The sequence below is a fragment of the Vibrio sp. 10N.222.55.C6 genome (genome assembly GCF_041473395.1).
Classification (GTDB): Bacteria; Pseudomonadota; Gammaproteobacteria; order Enterobacterales; family Vibrionaceae; genus Vibrio; species Vibrio crassostreae_C.
Genome location: NZ_JBFRSD010000177.1, coordinates 1 through 272 on the forward strand (window position 1 = coordinate 1; position 272 = coordinate 272).

Below are 272 nucleotides of genomic sequence, written 5' to 3' on the forward strand. Positions count from 1 at the left end.
TCTGCGCTCTGACCACCAAGAGCTAACCATTGTTGCAGCTAATTTCAGCCAACATACCACTGAAAATATTCACTTAAAGATTCCAAGTGATGTAATCCAAAAACTCAAATTAGTTGATGGTCGTTACATACTCAATGAATATATTGAAGGCATAGCGCAACAAGTGCTCGACATTGAGAACAGTGTTGGCAGTTTTAATATTGAATTGAAACCGCTGGCGTCTTTGGCTTGGGTGTTATCCTTAAATGGATGATATACCTATCAATATAAAT

General features: G+C 37.5%; 1 pseudogene. It reads left to right on the forward strand.

The window, feature by feature from the left end:
* Nucleotides 1-253 (forward strand): annotated as a pseudogene (locus AB4486_RS23115) (alpha-amylase); the annotation flags it as partial.
* Nucleotides 254-272 lie beyond the last annotated feature (19 nt).